Source organism: Methylocystis sp. JR02 (genome assembly GCF_030063565.1).
Classification (GTDB): domain Bacteria; phylum Pseudomonadota; class Alphaproteobacteria; order Rhizobiales; family Beijerinckiaceae; genus Methylocystis; species Methylocystis iwaonis.
This window is the reverse complement of record NZ_JASIRC010000001.1, coordinates 2874464-2892515: the sequence shown is the minus strand read 5'-3', so window position 1 is coordinate 2892515 and position 18052 is coordinate 2874464. Positions and strand designations below refer to the sequence as shown.

Here is an 18052-nt window from a genome sequence, read left to right as displayed (position 1 = left end):
TCCTCGCCCCCGCCCGCGCGCCGGAACATTCGCCCCTCTCCCGCGTTGTCGCATCTCTTTTCAGCTCCCGGCGCAACTGCGCGCCGAAGGGAGGCCGCGATGCACAACATCATCTATCTCATCGGTCTGGTCGTGATCGTCATGGCGATCCTGTCGCTCCTCGGTCTGCGGTAGGAGGTCGCCATGGCAGACGTCATCGGGCGGGGCCTGGAGCCCACCGCCGAGCGCCTGGCGCTCTCGCGTTTCACCGCCGTCGATTGGGGCGCCATTCTCGCGGGCGTCGCCGTAACGACGGCCATCTCCTTCGTCATGGCGGCCTTCGGCTCCGGAATCGGGTTGTCGCTGGCCTCGCCCTATGAGGGCGCGTCGCCCTTCACCCACGCTCTCGCGCTGGCGCTCTGGGTGCTGTGGGTGACGGTCGCGAGCTATGCCGCCGGCGGCTATGTCTGCGGGCGGCTGCGCCGCCGCAATATCGATGCGCCGCGCGACGAGGCGGAAGTGCGTGACGGCGCGCATGGGCTCGTGGTCTGGGCGACAGCTATTCTTATCGTCGCCTTCGCGGCCGGCTCGTCCCTCTACAACCTCGGCAAAGCGGGCGTGGACAAGGCGACCCAGCAGGCGCAGCAGAGCGGGATGACCAACCCGGTCGATTATCGCGTCGACACGCTCATGCGCGGCGACGGCGGCGCGCGGGCCGGGGCCGCTCCATCAGGCGCCAATGAGGCCGAGACGCGGCAGATCGTCTCGCGCATCGTCGCGCGTGGCCAGGCGACGGGCGAGATCAGCGGCGAGGATCGCAGCTATCTTCAAAATGTGCTCGCTTCCACGAGCGGCGTCTCTCCCGCCGACGCCGGCGCCCGGGTCGACGCCGTCGCGCAGCAGGTGAGGGACGATCACGCGCGCGCCAAGGAGCTTGCCGACAAGGCCCGCAAGGCCGGGATCATCGCGAGCTTCGTCGCCGCGGCGGCGATGCTGCTCGCGGCGGCCTCCGCCTGGGGCGGCGCGACGCTGGGCGGGCGTCACCGCGACGAGAATCTGGGCTTCTCATCCGCCATGCGTTGGTAGGAGGCGAAAATGGGCGTAGGCCGTTCCGTTCTGCTCTGGCTCCTCGGGGTGCCGATCCCGATCATCATCCTCCTGGCGCTCTGGAGGTAGGCGCAGCCCCGGGTCTTCGATCCGGGGCTTTTTCATGCGCGCTCCACAATGAAAGCGGCGCCTCGAATGGCGCCGCCGCCGGGCCGCCGCTAAAGTGCGGCCATGGAAAAAGTAGCGGAGCAAGGGCAGGATCAGACCGGCGCGGCGCGCGCGACGCCGATGATCGCACAATTTATCGAGATCAAATCGGTAAACGCCGATTGCCTGCTTTTCTACCGCATGGGCGATTTCTACGAGCTGTTTTTCGAGGACGCCGAAATCGCCTCGCGCGCGCTGGGCATCATGCTCACCAAACGCGGCAAGCATCTCGGCGAAGATATTCCAATGTGCGGCGTGCCGGTCGAGCGCGCCAATGATTATCTGCAAAAGCTGATCGCGCTCGGGTTCCGCGTCGCCGTCTGCGAGCAGATCGAAGACCCGGCCGAAGCCAAGAAGCGCGGCGCCAAATCCGTCGTAAAACGCGACGTGGTGCGCCTCGTAACGCCGGGCACGATCACCGAAGACGCGCTGCTCGACCCGGCGCGCGCCAATGCATTCGCCGCCGTCGCCCGCGCGCGCGGCGATGGGGCGTGGCGATATGGCGTCGCAAGCGTCGATATTTCGACGGGCGTGTTTACGGTGGCCGATTGCGCGCAAAGCGAATTGTCCTCCACGCTGGCGCGGTTGGAGCCGCGCGAGATCGTCGCCGCCGAAACGCTGTGCCGGGAAGAGGCGCTCGCAACGATCTTCTCAGGGCTCGGCGCGCCCGTCGCTCCGCTGGGGCGAGACGCCGGCGACGCGGCGCGGCGGCTCATGGATTTCTACGGCGTTTCGACGCTCGAAGGTTTTGGCGCGCTCAGCGAGGCGGAGCTTGCCGCCGCGGCGACCGCTATCCTTTATGTCGAGCGCACGCAAAAAGGCGGCCGCCCGGCGTTGTCGCGGCCGATGAGCCTGCGCGAAAGCGCCACGCTCGACATCGACGCGGCGACGCGCGCCAATCTGGAGCTGTCCCGCACGCTCTCGGGCGCACGCGAGGGCTCGCTGCTCTCGGTTGTCGATCTCACGGTGACATCCGCTGGCGCACGGCTTCTCGCCGAACGGCTGGCCGCGCCCTCCACCGATCCTTCTTTGATCGACGCGCGGCTCGACGCCGTGGCTTTCTTTCTCGAAAAGCCAGAAATTCGCGCGTCCTTGCGGGCAAAGCTCGCACGCGCGCCCGATCTCGCGCGCGCCGTCTCGCGTCTCGCATTGCAGCGCGGCGGGCCGCGCGACGTTGCGAGCGTCGGGGCGGCGCTTTCGGCCGCCCGCGACATTGCGGCGATCTTCTCAGGCGCCGAGGCGCCGGCGGAGATCGCTCGCGAAGCGGCGACGCTCGCAACCGCCGACGCTGCGCTCGCTCACGAAATTGCGACAAGCCTGAAAGACAGCCCGCCGCTCGACAAGCGTAATGGCGATTTCATCCGCGAGGGTCGCGACGCCGAACTCGACGAAGCGCGTTCGCTGCGCGACGAGAGCCGCGTGGTGATCGCCTCGCTGCAAGCGCGTTACTCGGAGCAGACCGGCGCGAAGCTCAAAATCAAGCACAACAACTTTCTCGGCTTCTTCCTCGAAGCGCCTGCCGCGCAGGGCGAGAAGCTGTTGCGCCCGCCTTTCGATTCGACCTTCACGCATCGTCAGACCATGGCCGACGCGATGCGCTTTTCGACGCAGGAACTCGTCGAGCTGCAAAGCAAGATCGCTTCCGCGGCCGATCGCGCGCTGGCGCGTGAGCTTGCAATCTTCGACGCGCTCGCCGGAGAGATTCTCGCCGGCTCCGATAATCTACAGGCGCTGGCGCAATCCTTCGCCCGGCTCGATGTCGCCAGCGCGCTCGCCGAGGTCGCCGAGAAACGCGGTTGGACCCGGCCGCATGTCGATCATTCGCTAGAGTTCGTCATTATCGGCGGGCGCCATCCGGTCGTGGAGGCGTCGTTGCAAGCGCAAGGCAAGGCCTTCGCCGCCAATGACTGTGAACTCTCCGGCGACAAGGCCGGCCGCATCGCCATTGTCACGGGCCCGAATATGGCGGGCAAATCGACCTTTCTGCGCCAGAATGCGCTGATCGCGCTTCTTGCGCAGGCGGGCTCTTACGTGCCGGCGCAAGAGGCGCGTCTCGGCGTCGTCGATCGTCTCTTTTCACGCGTTGGCGCTTCGGATGATCTTGCGCGCGGGCGTTCGACCTTCATGGTCGAGATGGTGGAGACCGCCGCGATCCTCAATTGCGCGACCTCGCGCTCGCTTGTCATTCTCGACGAGATCGGCCGCGGCACGGCGACCTTCGACGGCCTCTCTATCGCCTGGGCGACGATGGAGCATTTGCATGAGATCAATTGCTCCCGCGCAATTTTCGCCACGCATTTCCACGAGCTGACGCAACTGACAAAACGCATGGCGCGGCTGGTCAATCTCACCATGAAGGTGACCGATCACGCAGGCGACGTAGTCTTTCTGCACGAGGTCGTGAAAGGCGCGGCTGATCGTTCCTATGGCGTGCATGTCGCGCAGCTTGCCGGGCTGCCCACGAGCGTTGTGACGCGCGCGCACGCCATTCTGGCGGAGTTGGAGGCGGCCGACCGGCGCGCGCCGGTCGAGGCGCTGATCGACGATCTGCCACTGTTCAAACACGTCCTCCAATCGACGCAGCCGAGCGATGCGCTCAGAGAGGCGCTCAAGCAGATAGACCCCGATCGAATGAGCCCACGCGAGGCCTTGGCGGCGCTGTACGAGCTGAAGGCAAAGATTTAAAAGCAAGCTGTAAGGCGCGCTTTGCCAGATATAGGCGGCGCTTGTCACGCCGCCCTTTGCGCGCGTTAGGCTTTACCCCTCACTTTTTCGTCGCGGCCTCAGCCGGCTTTCGATTTAGACAACGCCTTTTTGGGGGGAGTCTCTTTCGTCGCCGCTTTGACCGGCGCTTCTTCGGAGTCAGCCTCAGTCGCCTCCTCTTCGACCGCCGCTTCCTTCGAGTCAGCGTCAACCGCCTCGTCTTCGACCACCGCTTCCTCGGAGTCAGGCTCAGCCGCCTCGCCTTCGAGCGCCGCTTCCTCCGAGTCAGCGTCAACCGCCTCGTCTTCGGCCGCCGCTTCCTCGAAGTCAGCGCCAACCGCTTCGTCTTCGGCCGTCGCTTCTTCCACGTCAGCGTCAACCGCCTCGTCGTCGGCCAGCGCTTCTTCTGACACAGCCTCAATCGCCTCGACATCGGCCGGAATTTCTTCCGCAGTCTCAGCCGTCTCGTCTTCGACCGGCGCCTCTTCTGGCACAACCGCCGTCGTCAAAGCAGCAATATGCCGCTTGGTGTCGGCTACGAGAATATTACGCAGATAGGCGCTGTCGGCGTCCAGCGACTCTTCAAGTTTGAAGAGAAGCCTGAGCGCGCGAAGTGCATCGAAGCTCGCGACCATTTCCATCGACATCTTTCATCTCCCATCACGACACGTTCAACCAAATCGTTGAACGCGCAATGAAATGACAGGATTCGAATGTGTCGGAACTTGGCCGTTTCGCACTCCGAAATGCGCGCGTGCACGCGAACATGGATCATCCACACTTTAAGTTTTTCGCGTGAACACGCACGACTTTGTGTGGCCTCTTCATGAGGATAATGATGCGCATTTCGATGCGTCCAACATGCTCGTTTGTCGTCGCGAGTGTGCAAGAAATTCGAATGATTCAAAGGTCGCGGCGACTCCGCGACGAAAAAAAAGATATGGCGTGATTCGCATTATCGTCGCGCTGCATCGTCGCATTGACTCAGCGTGCAACTCGCGCGAACACGAATTGCGTGTCGCCATATCGGCGCGCATCTTCCTGCTTTAGAGAAGACGGCAATTCGATCGTTGCGTTGGCGGCCTCTTCGATGACGACAAGCGCATCATCGGTAAGCCAACCGCCCTCAATCAACGCGCGCAACGCTGGCTCCGTGAGGCCCTTGCCATAGGGCGGGTCGAGAAAGGCGAGCGAGAAGATTTCCCCCGATGGTGCGAGGCCGAGCTTGGTCGCGTCACGGCGAAAGATTCGGGTGACGCCACCCAGGCCCAGCGTCTCGATATTGGCGCGCAACAGCGCGCGCGCTTCCGTTCCGTCATCGACGAAAAGCGCGCGCGTGGCGCCGCGCGAGAGCGCTTCCAAGCCCAGCGCGCCGGTGCCGGCGAAAAGGTCGATCACCGCGGCGCCGGTGATCGGATCGTCGAAACCATGGGCGAGAATGTCGAAGACAGATTCGCGCAAGCGGTCCGTTGTCGGGCGGATCGCTTGCGAGCGCGGGCTCGCGAGCGACCGCCCGCGAAGCGCGCCGCCGACGATGCGCATGGCTTATTCTCCGCGCGGCTTGCGCGGTCCTCTCGACGGACCTTTGCTCGGGCCTTTGCCGGGGCCGCGGCCCTTTGGCGGGCCTTTGGGCGGGCCCTTGCGCGGCCCGCCGCTACGGGCGCCGCGAGGCGCGCCTTCGCCTGAGGTCCGGCCTTCGCCGCTGCGCGGACGCTGCGATTTGCGCTCGTCCCCGCCGCGCGCAAAGCCGCGGTCGGCGCGCGGGCCCTCGAACTTGCGCGGCCGCGCCTCCCGCTCGTCTGCCCCGCGCGCGCGACGGGGAGCTTCCCCATCACGACGCGGCGGGCGGCGTTCGGCGCGAGGCTGGTCGCCTTCATGCGTGCGCGTGCGCGCATGACCGCGCGCAGCCGTTGCGTCGCCATGGTCGCGCCGCGCTTGCGTGTCACGCTCTCGCGGCGGCCGGGCGGCGCGTTCGCCGCGCTCACCCTCGAAACGCGGACGGCGATTTTCAGCGCCGTGTCGATCATCCCGCGCGAAACCTTCGCCGCGAGCGCCCCTTGCGGCGCCGCGCCCAGACTCGCGCTCGCCTTCGAAACGCGGGCGGCGGTTTTCGGCGCCGCGCCGATCGTCTCGCCCAAAGCCCTCGCCGCGCGCGCCCCTTGCGGCGCCGCGCGCGGGCCGCTCGGCCTCCGCCTCGTCACGTCTCGGGCGGCGGCCCGTGCGCATCGCGTCGAAACGCTTGGCGTTGCGCGACGGCGCTTCGTCTTCGGCCGCCGGCTTGCGGCGCGTCAGCGTCACGCGCTCAACGGCGACGGCGCGGCCCTTGCGGTCGGCCGTGGCGGAGCGCTCGATGCGCGCGCGCGGACCTTTTTCGGCATTCTCGTCGCGCTGCTTGCGCAGCACGGAAACATGTTTGCGCGACCGCTTTTCAGTGCGTTCGCGCTGTTCCTGCTGCTCGGTCGGAGTCGCCTCGCGCAAGGGTGAAGCAAAATCAGCGCCCGCAAGCTCCGCGAGGCTCTTGCCCAATTGCTCGCGCAGCGTTTTGAGCTTCACTTCCTCGACAACGCCCTCTCCCAGCTCACCGAGCTGGAAAGGCCCGTAGGAGACTCGGATCAGGCGCGTGACGTCGAGGCCGAGATGCTCCATCACGCGCTTGACTTCGCGGTTCTTGCCCTCGGTGAGGCTCAAGGCGATCCAGGCGTTGCCGCCCTGCACGCGCTCGAGCCGCGCCTCGATCGGAGCGTAAGTGACGTCCTCGACGGTGACGCCTTTCTTCAGCTCGTCGAGCTGCGCCTGATCGATCTCGCCATGGACGCGCACGCGATAGCGCCGCGTCCAGCCGGTCGCCGGCAGTTCCAGCGTACGCGCGAGGCCGCCGTCATTGGTAAGGAGCAGCAGGCCTTCGGTGTTGATGTCGAGCCGACCGACGCTGACGAGGCGGGGAAGATCGGGGTGCTTTTCTTCGAGATAGGCGAAGACGGTCGGGCGCCCTTCAGGATCGCTCGCCGTGGTCACGAGCCCCTGCGGCTTGTGAAACAAAAAGAGCCGCGTGCGCTCGCGCGCCTGCATCGGCTCGCCGTCGATGGTGATCTTGTCGGCTTCGGTGACATTGACGGCCGGGCTCGTGAGCGTCTCGCCATTGACGGCGACGCGGCCTTCAGCAATCCATTGTTCGGCGTCGCGGCGCGAGCAGACGCCGGCGCGCGCCATCGCCTTGGCGATGCGTTCGCCTTCGAAAGCGCTGGTTTTTTCGACCGGCGCGGGGGTCGCCTTCGCCCGCTTGGCCGCGGGCCGCGGCTTATCGAATTTGGGCTTGGCGGCGCTTTCGCCGCGCGGCTTATTGAATTTCGGTTTATCCGAATCGAATTTCTTCGGCGCGCCGTCGCGCGCAGCGGTCTTGGAGTCGCGGCGGCGCATGGGGCGGTCGCCGCCGGGCGCGCCGGAGCGCTTGGTTGGTTTTTTGTCGGCCATGATCTTTGATAGCAGGCGCCGGGATGGCTTTGAAGCGCGATCGACGGAGATAAGCGAAATGTATGGAGAGATGAGACGCCAAAGTGGTGGCGAGATTGGCGCGACTCTCTGGGTCCGCCAATCCCTCCCCTTTACGGGGAGGGTGGCCCCGCGAAGCGGGGTCGGGTGGGGGTTGCTCCAACTGTCGCCATTGCTGCGCGAACCCCACCCGGCGGTCTGCGACCGCCGACCTCCCCGTAAAGGGAAGTTATTTGGCGCCCGCCGCGTCAGCCCATGATGGCTCCCGACCCCTTCGCAGCCGCCTTCGACGCCGCTCGTGCGGCGGCGCAAGCCGAGGAAGTGCCTGTCGGAGCCGCCATCGTGCGCGCCGGTCAGATCATCGCGACCGCCGGCAATCGCACGCTACGCGACAAAGACCCCACGGCGCATGCTGAAATGCTGGCGATTCGCGCCGCCTGCGAGGCGATCGACAGCGAGCGGCTGATCGACTGCGACCTCTATGTCACGCTGGAGCCCTGCGCCATGTGCGCCGCCGCGATCTCCTTCGCGCGCATCCGGAGGCTTTATTTCTCAGCCGACGATCCGAAAGGTGGCGCCGTGGAGCACGGACCGCGCTTTTTCTCGCAGCCGACCTGCCATCACGCGCCGGACGTCTATGGCGGCATCCGCGAGAGCGAGGCGGCGACATTGCTGCGCGATTTCTTTCAGTCGCGGCGCTGAGGCTCGAGCCGCTCGGCGGCCTTCAACAGCCCCTCCCGCAATTTGTCGCGGCAGGCGTCACCCGCCGTAAAAATGCGCGAAGCCTTGAAGAGGTCGAGCGCGAGATATTGATGCACGCCCGGCGCAAGCAGCACGTCCGGCGGGTTCTCCTCGATCATGCGCGAGCTGATGGAGTTCATGAGGATCTGGGTCGCGACGATCATCGTCTGGAAGGGCGAGGGCGCGCGGGTCTCGCTCTCCATGCCCGAATTGCCGGAGACATTCACCGCGACGATGATGTCGGCCTTCCCCTGCAGATGGTCGTAAGGCAGCGGATTGACGAGGCCGCCGTCGACCAGATAGCCGAGCTCGCTTTTGGGCGGGCGCACCACGCCGGGGATCGCCATGGAGCCGGCGATGGCCGTGCGCAGCGACCCTTTGGAAAACACCGCCTCGCAGCGCCGACGAAAGTCTGTCGCCACCACGGTCATGGGGATGTCGAGGTCTTCGAAGCGTTCCGGCATGCCCTCGGGCCAGAAGGCGTCCAGAAAACGCACGCCGTCGAAGAGCAACGGATGCGCGAGACGCGTCAGAAGCGGCTGGCGGCGCCGCGCCCGCGCGTAAAGCAGCTTGCGCGCGAGGCCGAGCCGGTTGCTCAGGATCGCCTCGGTATGGGCGCGCAGTTCCGCGCCGGAGAAACCCGCGGCATAGGCGGCGCCGATGATGGCGCCGATCGAGGTTCCCGCCATGGCGACAGGGCGCACGCCCATGTCGTCGAGGGCCTGCAGCACGCTGATATGGGCGAGGCCGCGCGCGCCGCCGCCGCCGAGCGCCACGGCGACTGTCTTGCCGCCGAGAACGCCTCGGCGCTTCGTCAAAGGAAGCGTTCCAGGGCTTGCAGCGTCGCCTCCGGCGCCTCCTCCATGGCGTAGAGACCGGCGTCGACGGCGGCGCCGGTCACGTCGTCGCCCCATTCCTTCCAGGCGTCGACAAGCGAGGGGCCCTCAGCCGGGAAGGTCGTTTCGCCGTAGAGGATGAGCGTCGGCGTCAGCAGCTTCTTGCCCGCGGCCTTGTCGGCGAGCAGCGCCTCCTTATCAATGGTCGCGCCGGCGCGGAAATCCTCACAAAAGGCGTGAATGCGCGTCGGGTCGTTGAAGGCGGCGCGATAATGCGCCAGCGCCGCCGCGCCGAAGACGTCGAGCGACTTCTCCTTGGTCGAGCTTTTCAGCGCGTCGTCGAGGAAGTCGTTCGGGTCGAGGGCGATCAGCTCCTCGGGGCGCGGAGCCTCGGTCGCGAGGAAGCGCGCCCGGCCCAGACGCCAGAGGTCGCCGGCGCCGAAATTGTCGTCGATGGGCGCAATATTGATCAGTGCGAGCTTCGTCAGGCGTCCAGGATGGTCGAGCGCCAGACGCAGGCCGACGCGCGCGCCGCGGTCGTGGCCGACAAGCGCGAATTGCACATGGCCGAGCGCCTCCATGACCTTGACCACGTCATCGGCCATCTCGCGCTTCGTATAGGCGTCGCCCTTCTCGCTCTCGGGCGCCGCCGACCAGCCATAGCCGCGCAGATCCATGGCGACGACGGTAAAGCGCTCGGCGAGCTTCGGCGCAATGCTGCGCCAGGCCACATGCGTTTCGCCGAAGCCGTGCAGCAGGACGAGCGCCGGTCCGGCGCCGTGAGACCGCGCAAAGATTTTGCCGGCCTGCGTGTCGATCCAATGCGAGGCGAAACCGGGGAAGAGATCGGCAAGTTCAGACATTTGGTCAACCATGTTCAGCGGGGCCGCAGCAGCCCTTGGGGTGGATGTTATATTGTAACAACCCTCGAACTGCCACGTTTTTTCTTCTCTATGCGGCGACCGGGGACTTTGTCACGGAAACAATATTCCTTATTTGCTTGAATGAAACGCCGGAGCGCCGTGCTTACGAGCTGGGGCGACGTGAAAAATCAGAACAAGCTTGTTTGGCCTTGTGGGAGAAAATGATGAGCAAGATCGTCGACGAAGTTTTGTCCGCCAACGCCGCTTATGTATCGAGCTTCGGCTCGAAGGGCGATCTCGCTCTGCCGCCGGCGCGCGGTTTCGCGATTCTGACCTGCATGGATGCGCGTCTCGACCCGGCGAAATATGCGGGCCTTTCGGAAGGCGACGCGCATGTCATCCGCAACGCCGGCGGCCGCGCGTCGGACGATGCGATTCGTTCGCTGATCATTTCCCACAAGCTGCTCGGCACGAATGAGTGGTTCGTGATCCATCACACCAATTGCGGCATGGAGCTTTTCTGCGACGAGGTGATGAGCGAGCTGCTCGACGACAATCTCGCGACCGCCGCGCTCGACATGGCGACGTTGAAATGGTCGAACCCGCAGCATGGCGGCGGCTGCTCGGCGGGTCATTTCATCAAATGGCACACGATCAAGAATCAGGAAGAGAGCGTCGCGCAGGACGTCGCGCGCATCCGCTCGCATCCGCTGGTCCCGAAGAACATCCCGATCTACGGCTATATCTATGATGTGAAGACCGGCAAGCTGAACGAGGTGCCGGGGGCGTCGGAGATTGGGCGCGCGGCCTGATTATCAGGTAATGTGAGCCGGCCCCCTCCCTGTCCCTCCCCCGTTTCGCGGGCTATCGGATTCACACATCGTAGAAGGTCAGCGCGGCTCCGAACTTTATTCGTCGAAAGTCGTCGAGGCCCTGGCGCATTACTTTGGGGCCGGGCTTTCCGTAATAGGCGGTCCAGCCGCCGAGCCTGGCGACGACCCAGGCGGCGAAGGCGAGGCTGCCTTTGCGGTGGGGGTTCTTCTGGCGGGCCGTCGCGCCCTCGAGCTTCGCCGAGACGGCCTCGAGCAGCGCTTCGTCCTCGGGCTCGAAAGCGTCCGTCAGCAACTGGTCGGTCGCGCCGTCGCGCGCCTTGACCAGTTGCATGACCGTCACCGCGGCGACCGCCGTCGCCGCCACCAGCTTGATCATCACTTTCGGATCGCAGATGTCGGCCTGCTCGATCTCGAAGCCCGCCGTCTTCAGCGTGCGGAAGAATTCCTCGATGGTCCAGCGCATTCGATAGAGGTCGATCACCCGGCGCGCCTCGGCCAGGCTCGTCGCCGCATGGGTCGTGAGAAGCCGCCAATGAATGGGCGCGACGCCCTCCGCGGCCCCGACCTCGCGCACGTCGACCAAAGTCACGCCGACCGCGTCCGGCAAGTCGCGCGCGCCGTGGCGCGGCTTGCGCAAAGTGACCGGCGAGACGCGGACCGCGAGCGCCGCCTTGCGCGCCTTGCGTCCCGGAGCCGCCGGGATCTCGGCGACGAAGCGGCCCGCCTCGGCCAATCCGTCGGCGAAGGGGAACAAAAGCTCGATCGCATCCTCGCCGTCTGCGGCGATCGTCCGGTTCTGGCAGGCGCGCACAATCAGCTCCACGCCGCCCGGACGCTGCGCGAGATGCGCGTAGATGTCGCTCTCCCGATCCGAGACGACAGTGATCCGCTTCGCCGCCGCGAAATCCTCGCGCGCATGCGCCGCCACATCGAGCCAGCGCTGCGATTCCTTGTCCGCGAGCGCGCGCGAGCGCCGCGCCGCGACCTTGGCCCCCGTGTCGCGGTTCCAGACCTCGGCATGAGCGAGGCCGAGCAGCGCGCCCGTGCCGGCGTCGAGCGCCAGGGCCGCGTGCAGCAAAAGGCCGCGCGTCCCGCCGCCCTTGCCGACCGGCCCATAGCCGTTCGCCTGCGCGCGCTTGCCGCCGAGCGCCAGCTCGCTGGTGTCCTGCGCCACCACTATGTCGCGACCCGCCGCCCGCGCCGCTGTGAGCCCGGCGGCGTGCCGCGCCATCTCCTCGGCTGTCACTGCAGGATTGCGCAGGAAGCGCGCGAGCCGCACCTCCTGCGCCCGCCGCCCGCCGGCGATCCGACGGATGCGCGCGCACGGCCGCGCGACGAGGCCCCGATGCAACGAGACCCCCCTTTTTCCAGGCGGCGGTCGCCGAACCGCCCCAGTCCATACGAAATCGCCATGCCCCACCCCGCGAATCAATACGCGACCCACGGAATCAAACAGACCCCACCGAGGCAATCACGATGTGTGCATTCGATAGCGCTAAAGCGGGAGAGGGGACGCTCGCGATCAGCATTGCTGATGAGGGCGACGATCTGCTCCCTTTCTCGCGAAGCGGGGGAGGGTTGGGGAGGGGGAACCGCGTTACGCCTGCACCGCGCCGCCACGCGCGCGCCAGCCGCCGGTGCCCGGCGCATAATGGCGCACATTCTTGCGGCCGGCCTGGATCGCCTGCCCCAAAGCCTTCGCCGAGCGGCCGCCCGCCTGGCAGATGATCACACAGTCGCCCGCCGGCAACTTGGCCGGATCGAATTGCGAGAGCGGCAGATTGCGCGCGCCCGGCACATGACCGGCGGCATATTCATGCGGCTCGCGCACGTCGACGATGGCGCAGGAGCCTTCCTTCACGAGGCGGGCGAAATCCTCATGCTCGATCGTCGGCAATTCGCCGCCGCCCCCGGTGAGCTTGGACATCAGGCCTGACAGCATTTTCTTCTTCCTTTCTTCTTGCTCAAGCGGTTTTGGCTTGAGGGGTTTGCGCGTCGCCGGCCTCGCCGCCGGCAAATTGATTGAAGGCCGAAAGCGCATGGCTCGCGTACATCACCGAGGGGCCGGCCCCCATGTAGATCGCCATGCCGAGCGTCTCCAAAATCTCCTCGCGCGTCGCGCCGCGTTGGGCGGCGGCCTTTGTATGGAAGGAGATGCAATCGTCGCAGCGCACCGCGACGCTCACAGCCACCGCGATCAGCTCCTTCGTCTTGGCGTCGAGCGCGCCGGGAGCGCCGGCGGTGGTCGCCATGGCGGAGAAGGTCTTCATCACATCGGGCGCGCCGACGCGCAGATTGCGAAGATCGGTGGAGAGCGCCTTGGCGAGTTCGGGCCAATCATTGGTCATGCGAGCTTCCCTCTTTGCGGCGCGTCTGGCGCCGGCGGGCGTTGGTCGTCGCGCAGGACGACATAGATGGCCGGGATCACGAGGAGCGTCAGCGCCGTTGATGACGCCAGGCCGAAGACGAGCGAGATGGCCAGACCCTGGAAGATCGGGTCGGTGAGAATGAAAGCCGCGCCGATGATCGCCGCCGCGGCGGTGAGGAAGATCGGCTTGAAGCGCACGGCGCCCGCCTCGACCAAAGCTTCGCGTAGCGACATGCCGCGCTCGCGCAGATGGCGGATGAAGTCGACGAGCAGGATCGAATTGCGCACGACGATGCCCGCGAGCGCGATGAAGCCGATCATCGACGTCGCCGTGAAGGCCGCGTTGAAGAGCAGATGGCCGAGCACGATGCCGAGGAGCGTGAGCGGCACGGGCGCCAGAATGACGAGCGGCAGCTTGAACGAGCCGAATTGCGCAACGACGAGCAGATAGATGCCGAGCAGCGCCACCATGAAAGCCGCGCCCATGTCGCGGAAGGTCACATAGGTCACCTCCCACTCGCCGTCCCAAAGGAAGGTCGGCTTCGCGTCGTCGAGCGGCTGGCCATGATATTTGATCGTCGGCGCGCCCGAGGGGCCCCAGTCGATCTTGTTGATCTCGTCCTCGACAGCGAACATGCCATAGATTGGCGCCTCGAAACGGCCCGCGACCTCGGCGCTCACCATTTCGGCAAAGCGGCCATTGTGGCGGAAGATCGGGTAGGAGCCGAGCTCGCGCGTCGCCTTCACCACATCGCCGAGCTCGACATTGGCGCCCTGGCGCGCGGTGCCGCCTGCGGGAAGCGGCGTCGAGAGAATGCGCTCGCCGGGCGTCATCTGCGCGCGCGGCAGAGCGACGGTGATGTCGATGGGCTTGGCGCCGCCGCCGCGTTGCGAGAAGCCAATCTTCACACCGCCGACGAGAGCGCCGATCGTGTCATAGACTGCGCGTTCCTCGACGCCGTGATATTCGAGCGCCTCCTGATCGATCGCGAAGCGCAGCCGCTCCGCGCGCTGGCCGAAGCTGTCATCCGTGTCCACCACGAAATCGACCGCATCGAAGGCCTTGCGTAGTTTGGTCGCGAGGTCGCGCCGCGTCTGCGCATCCGGCCCGTAGACTTCGGCGAGAAGCGTCGAGAGCACGGGCGGGCCCGGCGGCACTTCGACGACCTTGATCGCCGTATGCTCGGGCATGGGCAGACCCTTGAGCTTTTCGCGGATCTCCAGAGCGATCGGGTGGCTCGCGCGCTTGCGTTCGTCCTTCGGTAGCAGGTTGATCGCGAGATCGCCCATCTCCGGCGCCGAGCGCACGTAATAATGGCGCACAAGGCCGTTGAAGTTGAAGGGCGCCGCCGCGCCGGCATAGGACTGAATCGAGGTGAGCTCGGGAATGTCCTTGAGGCGCTCGGCCGCGGCTGTCAGCACGCGATCCGTCTCCTCGAGCGAAGCCCCGCGCGGCAGATCGACGACCACCGCGACTTCCGACTTATTGTCGAAAGGCAGCAACTTCACGCGCACGCTCTTCGTGGCGAAGAGGCCGAGCGAGAGCAGCGTCGCCACGCCGACCGCGGTGAGAAAGCGTTGCGAGCGCTTGCGGCCCTGCAACAGAGGCGTGGCGATGCGGGCGTAGAAATTGCCCATGGCCCCGCGTTCGTGGGAGTGGTCATGGCCCGCGCCGCCCTCCTGTTCGAAACGCTTGCCGGCGATCTTCAACAGAAGCCAGGGCGTGATCGTCATGGCCACGAAAAAGGAGAAGACCATGGCCAGCGAGGCGTTGGCCGGAATGGGGCTCATATAGGGCCCCATCAGACCCGAGACGAACATCATCGGCAGAAGCGCGGCGATGATCGTCAGGGTCGCGACGATGGTCGGATTGCCGACTTCCGCGACGGCCTCGACGGCGGTGTCGATCAGGCTGCGATCGCCACGCATTTGCCAGTGTCGGACGATGTTCTCCACGACGACAATGGCGTCGTCGACGAGAATGCCGATGGAGAAAATCAGCGCGAACAGGCTGACGCGGTTGATCGTGTAGCCCATCAGCCAGGAGGCGAAGAGGGTGAGCAGGATCGTCGTCGGAATGATGACGAAGACGACGACGCCCTCGCGCCAGCCCACCATCACCACGATGAGCAGAACGATGGAGACGGTCGCGAGCGCGAGATGGAAGAGAAGCTCGTTGGCTTTTTCAGTAGCCGTCTCGCCATAGTTGCGGGTGACGGCGATCTCGAGGTCTTCAGGAACGATGCGGCCTTTGACGGACTCCAGCCGATGCAGCACGTCCTCGGCGACGATCACCGCATTGGCGCCCTTGCGCTTCGCGATGGCGATGCTGACGGCCGGGCGCTTGAGCAGCGCGCCGTCCTTCTCCTTGGTCATCGTCCAACTGCGCTTATCGGGCTCGGCGGCGCCGACGATGACATTCGCCACATCCTTCACATAGACCGGCCGCCCGTCGCGCGTCGTCAGCAGCAGCAGGCCGATGTCGGGCACGCCCTGCAGCGTCTGACCGGCGACGACGGGGATGGAGTGGTTGTCCTCGCGGAAGGCGCCGACCATGAAGGAACGGTTGGCGTTGGTAAGCTTGTCGATGAGCTGGTTGAGCGTCACGCCATATTGCGACAGGCGCTCGGGATCGGCCTCGACGCGGATCTGATTGGGGCTGCCGCCGACGATATAACTCAGGCCCACATTCTCGACCTTGGTGAGGTCGTGCTGCAGTTCCGCTGCAACCTGATAGAGGCCGTTATCCGTCCATTGAGTGGCGCGCTCGGGCTTGGCGGAGAGTGTGAGAACCACAATGGCGACGTCGTCGATGCCGCGGCCGATGATGACCGGCTCGGGAATGCCCTTCGGCAAGTCCAATATGTTGGCGCGAATCTTGTCGTGCACGCGCAGCACGGCGTTGTCCTGCTGCGTGCCGACGAAGAAGCGCGCCGTCACCATCACCTGATCGTCGCGCGTCTGCGAATAGACATGCTCGACGCCATTGACGCCCTTGATGATGTCTTCGAGCGGGCGGGTGATGAGCTCGATCGCATCCTCCGCCTTGTAGCCGTTCGCCTGCACCATGATGTCGACCATGGGCACGGAGATCTGCGGCTCCTCCTCGCGCGGCAGCGCCTGCAGCGCAATGAGGCCGACGAGAATTGAGGCCAGTAGCAGAAGCGGCGTCAGCGGCGAATTGATGAAGGTCCGCGTGAGCGTGCCGCTGATGCCGGGGTGGAATTCCTTGGCGTCTTTTTCCTGGCTCATGGCGTGTGCACCACATCGCCGTCATGCAGGCCCGAGAGAATCTCGATCGCGTCGCCATGCGCGTCACCGGTCTGCACCACCACTTCGGCGCCGTCCGCAAGGCGCACGAAATCGACGCCGGCGCGCCGGTAGATTGCAGATTTCGGCGCAAGGATCGTGTCGCGCTTGCCGGTGGTAACATAGACGCGGGCGCGCTCGCCGACGAAATAATTATCCAATCCCTTCACATCGACGTCGGCGATCACCCGGCCGCCCTGAATCTCGGGATAGACAATGCGCACGCGTCCTTCCTTGCGGGCGCCGGCGCCCGTGTTGACGCCGCGTTCGCCGATCTCGACGCGGTCGCCCGCGCGCATGAAGCGGGCATGGCGCTCCGGCAGTTGCAGGCGCAGGATGTATCTGTCCTCGGCGAGCGTTGCGATGGTTTCGCCGGGCATAACCACGCGGCCGATGGAGACGGGGATTGTGAGGATGCGGCCGGCGCCCGGCGCCTTCACCGAGCCTTCCGCCGTCTGTTGCTCGATGACGCCGCGGTCGGATTGCAGCGCGGCGAGAGTGCGCTCGGCGACGTCGAGCGCCGTCTTCGCCTGATCGGCCATCACTTTTGTCGAGGTGCCGCGGCGCAGAAGCTCCTGCGCGCGGTCGAAGTCGCTTTGGGCCTTGTCGCGCTGCGCCTGCTGGGCGCGAATGCGCTGATCGAGCGACTGCATTTGCAGAAAAAGCTTCTGATCGGCGACGAGCGCGATCTCGGCGCCGCCGGCCACTGTGTCGCCTTCCTTGATCTTGAGCGTGGTCACCGTGCCGCCGATGCGGGCGCGGGCCACGAGCTGATGCGCGGGTTCGACGGAAGCGACGACCGCTTTCATATCGTCGATAGGCGCGATGTGGACGGCGGTTTCGCCGGCGTAGACTGCGGTCGGCGCCGCGAGGGTGATCAAAAGAAAAGCGAGTCGGAAGCGATTCATGAAGTCTCCCACGCTGTCGCTGCTCAGATATATTCGATACACATAAATTAGCAAGAACGAATTTAAAAGCTGTTGCTGTTGGCGCTTGCATTCGGAACGATCTGATCCGGTTCGCCGAATGTAGCATGAGTGGGCGCGGTCGATCGGGGCCGAGCTAACAAACCCTATGCAGCCGCGTCATGCCCGCGCTTGTCGCGGGCATCCACGCCGGAACATTACGACACGCGGGGAGAAGAAGCGGCGTTGCTCCCGCTCATGTTCGCAGCTTTCTGCGTCGGCGCGGCGTGGATGGCCGCGACAAGCGCGGCCATGACGCGGGAACGCGTCTGCTCATCAACCTGAATTGGGAGTCCTCGGCGGTCGATTTGATGCTTGACACGTATATGCGTGAAACTTAATTTAGCTACCATGAATATAGACCCAGCCGATCTTGCGCCAAAGGCCGAAGAGGCTGAAAGCTTCTTGAAGGCCCTCGCCAATCGACACCGGCTCATGGTCCTGTGCGAATTGCACAAGGGCGAGCTGTCGGTGAACAAGCTCCAGGAGACGATTGGCCTCAGCCAGTCTTCCCTCTCGCAGCATCTCGCCCGGCTGCGTGACGACAAGCTCGTCAAAACGCGGCGCGAGTCGCAGTCGATCTTCTATTCGCTCGCCGATGAAAACGTCTCGCGTTTTATCGGCTTGCTTTACGAATTGTTCTGCGCGGACGAATGCAATGCGCGCAGCCGGCCCAAGAAGCGCCCGCGGGCGCGCAACTGATGGAGCGTTC

The 18052-nt window shown here is 65.5% G+C and carries 15 protein-coding genes; 5 read left to right on the top strand and 10 right to left on the bottom strand.

Annotation, left to right across the window (positions count from 1 at the left end):
- The first annotated feature begins 183 nt into the window (after window positions 1-183).
- Window positions 184-1065, top strand: a complete 882-nt coding sequence (locus tag QNA11_RS13820; RefSeq protein ID WP_283483476.1) for a hypothetical protein — start codon at window positions 184-186, stop codon at window positions 1063-1065.
- Between the two features lie 192 nt (window positions 1066-1257).
- A complete protein-coding gene (gene mutS / locus QNA11_RS13815) occupies window positions 1258-3918 on the top strand; it encodes a DNA mismatch repair protein MutS (protein WP_283483475.1) in 2661 nt (886 codons plus the stop codon).
- Window positions 3919-4016: 98 nt separating this feature from the next.
- On the opposite strand, the gene QNA11_RS13810 is transcribed toward mutS, so the two are convergent.
- The 3 genes from QNA11_RS13810 to QNA11_RS13800 all read right to left on the bottom strand — a co-directional run bounded on the left by QNA11_RS13810 (window position 4017) and on the right by QNA11_RS13800 (window position 7407).
- Window positions 4017-4583: a hypothetical protein gene (locus QNA11_RS13810; RefSeq protein WP_283483474.1), complete on the bottom strand. Its 567-nt coding sequence runs from the start codon at window positions 4581-4583 to the stop codon at window positions 4017-4019.
- A gap of 337 nt (window positions 4584-4920) precedes the next feature.
- Window positions 4921-5478 carry a 16S rRNA (guanine(966)-N(2))-methyltransferase RsmD gene (gene rsmD, locus QNA11_RS13805; RefSeq protein WP_283483473.1) on the bottom strand — a complete coding sequence of 186 codons (558 nt, stop codon included), beginning with the start codon at window positions 5476-5478 and terminating at the stop codon, window positions 4921-4923.
- Window positions 5479-5481: 3 nt separating this feature from the next.
- A complete protein-coding gene (locus QNA11_RS13800) occupies window positions 5482-7407 on the bottom strand; it encodes a pseudouridine synthase (RefSeq protein ID WP_283483472.1) in 1926 nt (641 codons plus the stop codon).
- A 273-nt stretch (window positions 7408-7680) separates the two neighbouring features.
- Here QNA11_RS13800 and QNA11_RS13795 point away from each other — a divergent pair, with 273 nt between their 5' ends.
- Window positions 7681-8127, top strand: coding sequence for a nucleoside deaminase (locus tag QNA11_RS13795; protein ID WP_283483471.1), 447 nt, complete (start codon window positions 7681-7683; stop codon window positions 8125-8127).
- Here the strand turns inward: QNA11_RS13795 and QNA11_RS13790 are convergent.
- Together QNA11_RS13790 and QNA11_RS13785 are read right to left on the bottom strand one after the other, a co-directional pair.
- Window positions 8112-8984, bottom strand: coding sequence for a patatin-like phospholipase family protein (locus QNA11_RS13790; RefSeq protein WP_246744639.1), 873 nt, complete (start codon window positions 8982-8984; stop codon window positions 8112-8114). The two genes, QNA11_RS13795 and QNA11_RS13790, sit on opposite strands and share 16 nt — an antisense overlap.
- Window positions 8981-9865, bottom strand: a complete 885-nt coding sequence (locus tag QNA11_RS13785) for an alpha/beta fold hydrolase (RefSeq protein WP_283483470.1) — start codon at window positions 9863-9865, stop codon at window positions 8981-8983. Before QNA11_RS13785 ends, QNA11_RS13790 begins: the two co-directional genes overlap by 4 nt.
- Window positions 9866-10086: 221 nt before the next feature.
- Here QNA11_RS13785 and QNA11_RS13780 point away from each other — a divergent pair, with 221 nt between their 5' ends.
- Entirely contained in the window at window positions 10087-10677 is a 591-nt protein-coding gene (locus tag QNA11_RS13780; protein WP_283483469.1) for a beta-class carbonic anhydrase, read from the top strand.
- A gap of 61 nt (window positions 10678-10738) precedes the next feature.
- Here QNA11_RS13780 and QNA11_RS13775 read toward each other — a convergent pair whose 3' ends face one another.
- From QNA11_RS13775 to QNA11_RS13755, 5 genes are all read right to left on the bottom strand, one after another.
- Complete coding sequence (locus QNA11_RS13775; RefSeq protein WP_283482376.1) at window positions 10739-12049, bottom strand: IS4 family transposase; 1311 nt, start codon at window positions 12047-12049, stop codon at window positions 10739-10741.
- 246 nt (window positions 12050-12295) lie between these two features.
- On the bottom strand, window positions 12296-12640 hold the full coding sequence (locus QNA11_RS13770; RefSeq protein WP_283483468.1) for a rhodanese-like domain-containing protein: 345 nt from the start codon (window positions 12638-12640) through the stop codon (window positions 12296-12298).
- A gap of 22 nt (window positions 12641-12662) precedes the next feature.
- Window positions 12663-13046: a carboxymuconolactone decarboxylase family protein gene (locus tag QNA11_RS13765; RefSeq protein WP_283483467.1), complete on the bottom strand. Its 384-nt coding sequence runs from the start codon at window positions 13044-13046 to the stop codon at window positions 12663-12665.
- Window positions 13043-16318: an efflux RND transporter permease subunit gene (locus QNA11_RS13760; RefSeq protein WP_283483466.1), complete on the bottom strand. Its 3276-nt coding sequence runs from the start codon at window positions 16316-16318 to the stop codon at window positions 13043-13045. The genes QNA11_RS13765 and QNA11_RS13760 overlap by 4 nt, the downstream gene beginning before the upstream one ends.
- Window positions 16315-17283 carry an efflux RND transporter periplasmic adaptor subunit gene (locus tag QNA11_RS13755; RefSeq protein ID WP_283483465.1) on the bottom strand — a complete coding sequence of 323 codons (969 nt, stop codon included), beginning with the start codon at window positions 17281-17283 and terminating at the stop codon, window positions 16315-16317. Before QNA11_RS13755 ends, QNA11_RS13760 begins: the two co-directional genes overlap by 4 nt.
- Before the next feature lie 408 nt (window positions 17284-17691).
- Here QNA11_RS13755 and QNA11_RS13750 point away from each other — a divergent pair, with 408 nt between their 5' ends.
- A complete protein-coding gene (locus tag QNA11_RS13750; protein WP_283483463.1) occupies window positions 17692-18042 on the top strand; it encodes an ArsR/SmtB family transcription factor in 351 nt (116 codons plus the stop codon).
- Window positions 18043-18052: the final 10 nt, after the last annotated feature.